This is a genomic window from Corallococcus sp. 4LFB, assembly GCF_046520365.1.
GTDB classification, from domain to species: Bacteria; Myxococcota; Myxococcia; order Myxococcales; family Myxococcaceae; genus Corallococcus; species Corallococcus caeni.
Map to the genome: position 1 here is coordinate 1 of NZ_JBKGHJ010000532.1, position 5,281 is coordinate 5,281.

Below are 5,281 nucleotides of genomic sequence, written 5' to 3' on the forward strand. Positions count from 1 at the left end.
CCCTGGCGTCGGCCCGTCCGTGGCGGATCCGCTGCCCGTGGCCTCGCCCGCGTCGCCGTCGCCCTATGACGGGCCGCTGACCTCCGACATCCCGTCCAACCCGCAGCCCGCGCCCGCGCTGGGTGCCGGCGCGATGCTGCCGGCGTCGCAGCCCCGGACGGCCGACAACGTCCCGGACCGCGCGCCCTTCACGGAGCCCACCTCGGACCGCGCGCTGCCCCCGCCCTCCAGCCTCTCCGGCCTGGACGGCCCGGACCTGGGCGGCGTCGACGACCTGGAGAAGAACATCAACCTGGCGCTGAGCGAGGCCGTCGTCACCACGGCGTCCAAGCGCAGCCAGCGCATCTCCGACGTGCCCCTCACCGTGTCCTGGATTCCGGCGGAGGAGCTGGAGGGCACCGGGCAGTTCTCGCTCTGCGAGGCCATCCAGTACTTCCCCGGCATGGAGTGCCGCCGGGGCTCCATGCGCAAGGCGGCGGTGAGCGCGCGCGGCCTGGGCTCCAACTACCTGTCCAACCGCCTGCTGCTCCTCAAGGACGGCCGTCCGCTGACGGACCCCTGGACGGGCCAGTTCTACGCGGATGAGACGACGCCGATGACCAACCTCAAGCAGGTGGAGGTCATCCGCGGCCCGGGTTCGTCGCTCTACGGCTCCAACGCCTTCAGCGGCGTCATCAACATCATCGAGCGCCAGCCCGCGGACCTCATCGCCAAGGGCCAGAACGTGGGCGCCGACGCGCGCATCCTCGCGGGCCAGGACAAGACGTGGCGCCTGCAGACCAACGTCGCCGGCCGCGGCGGCCCGGTGGAGGCGCTGCTCGGCTACTACGGCTTCGGCTCGGACGGCCCGCAGCTCTTCAACAACCAGCAGCTGGGCCAGACGGACACCAACGAGGACTCGCTGGTGCACCAGGTGAACGGCAAGGTCCGCGTGGGGCCGCTCGCGCTGGACGCGGACTTCACCGACGGCAACATCGGCCGGCCCGGTGGCCAGAACATCTCCACCGTGGGCAACTGCGGCCGCTGCCACTACACCGCGCAGGACAACGAGCACGTCCAGAACCTGAACGCCGCCCTGCAGCTGGATCAGCAGGTGACGGACAACGTGCGCGTGTTCGCCCAGGCCTACACGTTCTTCAAGCGCCGCAACGTGACGCTGGAGAACGAGATCACCGGCGCGCTGGAGGACACGCTGGGCAAGCGCAGCCGCCTGGGCGGCGAGGCGCGCGCGCTCTTCTCCCTGGACAGGCTGTCCGTCACCGTGGGCGGCGACGTGAAGGCCGACCAGGTGAACAACCAGAACGTGCTGCCCGGCCTGACCCTGGACGACACGAAGCAGACCATCCTGGGCGGCTTCGTGGACGCCGAGTACCGCATCACGGACCGCGTGGTCGTGGGCGCGGGCGCCCGCTACGACAGCTACCAGATCCCCTCCAAGGTCTGGGAGGCGAAGACGGACCAGGTGTCCCCGCGCGCCAGCATCGTGTTCCACGCCATCCCGGAGCTGCTCACGCTGCGCACCAACTACGGCCGCGCCTTCCGCGCGCCCACGCTGGCGGAGCTGGCCATCAACCAGCAGATGTACGCCGCGACGCTGCTGGGCAACCCGGCCCTGCGCGCGGAGACGCTGGACACGGTGGAGGCGGCGGTGGACTTCTGGCCGTTCGACCGCAAGGTGCGCCTGACGGGCACGGGCTTCTACAACCGCGCCCGCAACTTCATCAACCAGGAGCTCCTCTTCGGCTCCACGTCCCAGTTCAAGAACCTGGGCGACGCGCGCGTGGCGGGCTTCGAGGCGGAGGCCGCGGCGCAGGTGCCGTCGCTCAACTCCTCGTTCGACGTGGCCTACCAGTTCCTGGACGCCCAGGCGCTGCCCGTGGGCGGCGGGGCCAGCTACCCGCTGGACTACGCGCCCACCCACCGCGTCTACCTGCGCGGCCGCACCAACATCGGCAAGTTCGCCTTCGTGGAGCTCTACGGCCTGTTCGTGGGCCCGCGCTTCGACCCGGGCTTCGTGGTGGACGAGAACGCCGGCACCACCACCCGCGTGAAGCTGCCCAGCTACATCACCGCGACCGCGCGTGTGGGCTTCAACGTCCACGAGCGCGTGGCCGTGTCCCTGCTTGGCACGAACCTCTTCAATGCGAAGTATGAGGAGTCCCACGGCTTCCCCGCTCCGCCGCTGGGCGTCTTCACAGAAGTTCGACTCCATTATTAGGGCGCTGTTTGGATACCGTCGCCGCCGTGAAGGATGCTCCCCTGAAGTTGACGCCGGACACGACGCTCACGCCGGAGGCGCTGGAGAAGGCCTCCGGGGTGCTGGCCCGGGACGGCGTCCTCCTGGGGCGCGGTGACGACGCGGCGCCGCACCTGGTGCTGTTCGACGGGCGGTTCACTCCCGCCCACGCGGCGCTCCTGGAGCGGCGTCCCCCGGCGCTGCTCTTGGCCACGCGCGGTGAGGGCGGCCAGCCGTCCGCCTGGGAGGCGCGGCTGCTCGGCGCGCTCCTGCGCGGCGAGCCCATGATTCCCCGGGAGGCCGCCACGTCCGTGGCGTGGCTGGGCAGCGTGGCGGAGGTGACGGCGGCGGGAGAGCGCGCGGCCGAGGTCATCCTCCAGGCCGGCGGCTCCAGGGCGGCGTCCAGCCGGGTGGCGGATGTCGTCCATGAGATTTGTGTGAACGCCCTGCTCGACGCGCCGGTGGACGCGGGCGGCGAGCCGAAGTACGCCCATCGGCGCGGACAGGTGCAGTCGGTGGCGGAGGAGGATCGCTGCCTGCTGTCCTGGGCGGTGGCGGACGGCCGGGCCTGGCTGGAGGCGACGGATCGCTTCGGCCGCCTGTCGGTGTCACCGCTGGTGCGGGTGGTGAAGGCGTGGGGTGAGAAGGCGCAGGTGGATGCTTCGGGTGGTGGCGCGGGCCTGGGTCTGCGGCGCATTTTGGAGCACAGCGACGCGGTCGCGGTGCGGGTGACTCCGGGGAAGCGGACCCAGTTCGCCTGCGCGGTGGACCTGGGGGATGCGCGCCGCCGGGCCGCGCAGCCCAAGTCGCTGCTGTTCTGTCTGGAACGAGGGTAGGCGGGTGGAGAGCCAAACTTCCAATGCCAGCATCACCTCCCTGCGCGTGGGCAGTCTGACCCACGTGCGCGTGGCCGGGGTGATCGACGAAACCTTCCCCCTCTCGCCGGCGTCCAAGGGCCTCCAGGGCCTGGTGGTGGTGGACCTGGGGCTGGTGGAGCGCATCAGCTCCTTCGGTGTTCGCCGGTGGATTGAATTCGCCGGCCACCCGCCGCAGGGCGTGTCGGGGCTGTACGTCGTCAACGCCCCGCCCGTGGTGGTGGATCAGCTCAACATGGTGGAGGGCTTCGCGGGCGTCGCGCGCGTGCTGTCGCTGCTCGCGCCGTACTCCTGCCGCTTCTGCAAGGAGGACCGGCTGCGGCTGGTCCGCCTGGTGGAGGAGAGCAAGGTCGTGGAGGCGGGCGGCGCCCCGCCGCACCACTGCCCCGTGTGCGCCCAGCCGCTGGAGTTCGCGGACGAGCCCACCGAGTTCTTCGACTTCGCGCGCCGCCAGCAGTTCTCCGCGGTGGACCCCGCCGTGCTGCGCTACCTGCGCGCGGGCCTCCCGAACGAGCCGTCCGAGCTCTCCTCGCACCTGAAGATCGTCCAGGACGACATCACCTTCATCACCCTGGCCAGCACGCTCAAGGGCGACCTCAACGTGCGCCGGCTGGCGTCCGGCCTTGAGGGGCGCGTCGCGTTCGACTGCTGCCACGTGAGCACGGTGGAGCCGGAGGCGCTGCCGCGCATCGAACAGGTGCTGGAGGTGGCGTCGCAGGGCGCCCAGGTGGTGCTCTGCCGCGTGCCGCCGCCGCTGTTGGGCGTGCTGGCGAAGTCCACCAAGGCGCTGCCGGCGAAGCTGGCCACGCTGTGGCTGCCGTGCGACTGCCGCAACTGCGGCCAGGTCACCCACCAGCGCATCCAGACCTCCGAGTACCTGGAGGTCCTGCGCGCCAAGGGCACCCTGGACCGCGTGTGCCCCGTGTGCGGCGGCAACGCCCGGGCCCCGGCGCTCGCGCAGTTCCAGGGGCTGCTCGCGCGCACGCCGCTCACCGACAAGCCGCTGGACGACATCGAGGCGCTGGAGCAGCGCGCGCTCAGCCAGTACCTCTTCGGCTCCACGAACCAGGACCCCGGCGGCAAGGGCACGTCCGCCACCGACACGCACAACAGCGGCGCGCGGCTGCAGGTCATCCGCCGGCTGGGGCAGGGCGGCATGGCGGAGGTCTTCCTCGCCAAGCAGCAGGGCGTGAAGGGCTTCGAGAAGTTCGTCGTGATGAAGAAGATTCTCGCGCAGTTCGCTGAGAATCCCGAGTTCGTCGACATGCTCTTCGCGGAGGCCCGCGCCAACGCGCGCCTCACGCACCCCAACGTCGTCCAGACCTTCGACGTGGGCGTGACGGACGGCGTGGCGTACATCCTGATGGAGTACGTGCGCGGCCCGGACCTGAAGCGCCTGCTCACGGAGCTGCGCCGCAAGGGCATGGCGCTGCCCCTGGAGCACGCGCTGCGCATCGTGGCGGAGGTGGCCGCGGGCCTGCACTACGCGCACAGCTACGTGGACCCGTCCGGCACCGCGCACCCGGTGGTGCACCGCGACGTCAGCCCCCACAACGTGCTGGTGTCGCTGGACGGCGCCATCAAGCTGTCGGACTTCGGCATCGCCAAGGTGCAGGGCGAGGAGCAGACGCAGGCGGGCGTCATCAAGGGGAAGATTTCCTACCTCTCCCCGGAGGCCGCCAGCGGCCGTCCGCTGGACTGGCGCAACGACGTGTTCGCGCTGGGCGTGGTGCTCTTCGAGCTGCTCACCGGCCAGCTGCCGTTCCGCCGCGACCACGACGCGGCCACGCTCGCGGCCATCGTGCGCGAGCCCGCGCCGGTGCCCTCGCAGCTGCGGCCCCACATCCCGCAGGACGTGTCGGACCTCATCCTGCGCGCGCTGGTGAAGGACCCCGCGCGCCGCACGCCCTCCGCGGCGGCGATGCGCGAGGAGATTGAAGCCGTCATCGCGCACCACCGGCTGTCCTCGTCGCCCGCGTCGGTGGCGCAGTTCTTCAAGGAGGCGCTGGGCGACCGGCTCTCCGAGTACGCGCCGTCGTCCATCGCCGGCTCGGGCACGGGCTCCAACCCCCGGGCGCTGATGCCGGGGACGGGCTCGCACTCGCGCGCCTGGGCACGGGCTCCGGCAGCGACATGCGCGCGCCGTCGGACCTGTCCCGCCCGCCCGTGC

Annotated in this window: 3 protein-coding genes; all 3 read left to right on the top strand. The window is 71.4% G+C overall.

The features are described from left to right. On the top strand, positions 1-2,218 hold a 2,218-nt coding region (locus ACLEQD_RS36110), incomplete at its 5' end, for a TonB-dependent receptor domain-containing protein (protein ID WP_410390413.1). 26 nt (positions 2,219-2,244) lie between these two features. Continuing rightward, complete coding sequence (locus tag ACLEQD_RS36115; RefSeq protein WP_410390415.1) at positions 2,245-3,072, top strand: hypothetical protein; 828 nt, start codon at positions 2,245-2,247, stop codon at positions 3,070-3,072. Positions 3,073-3,076: 4 nt separating this feature from the next. Then, positions 3,077-5,281: serine/threonine-protein kinase (locus tag ACLEQD_RS36120; protein ID WP_410390417.1), on the top strand; the 2,205-nt coding region annotated here is incomplete at its 3' end.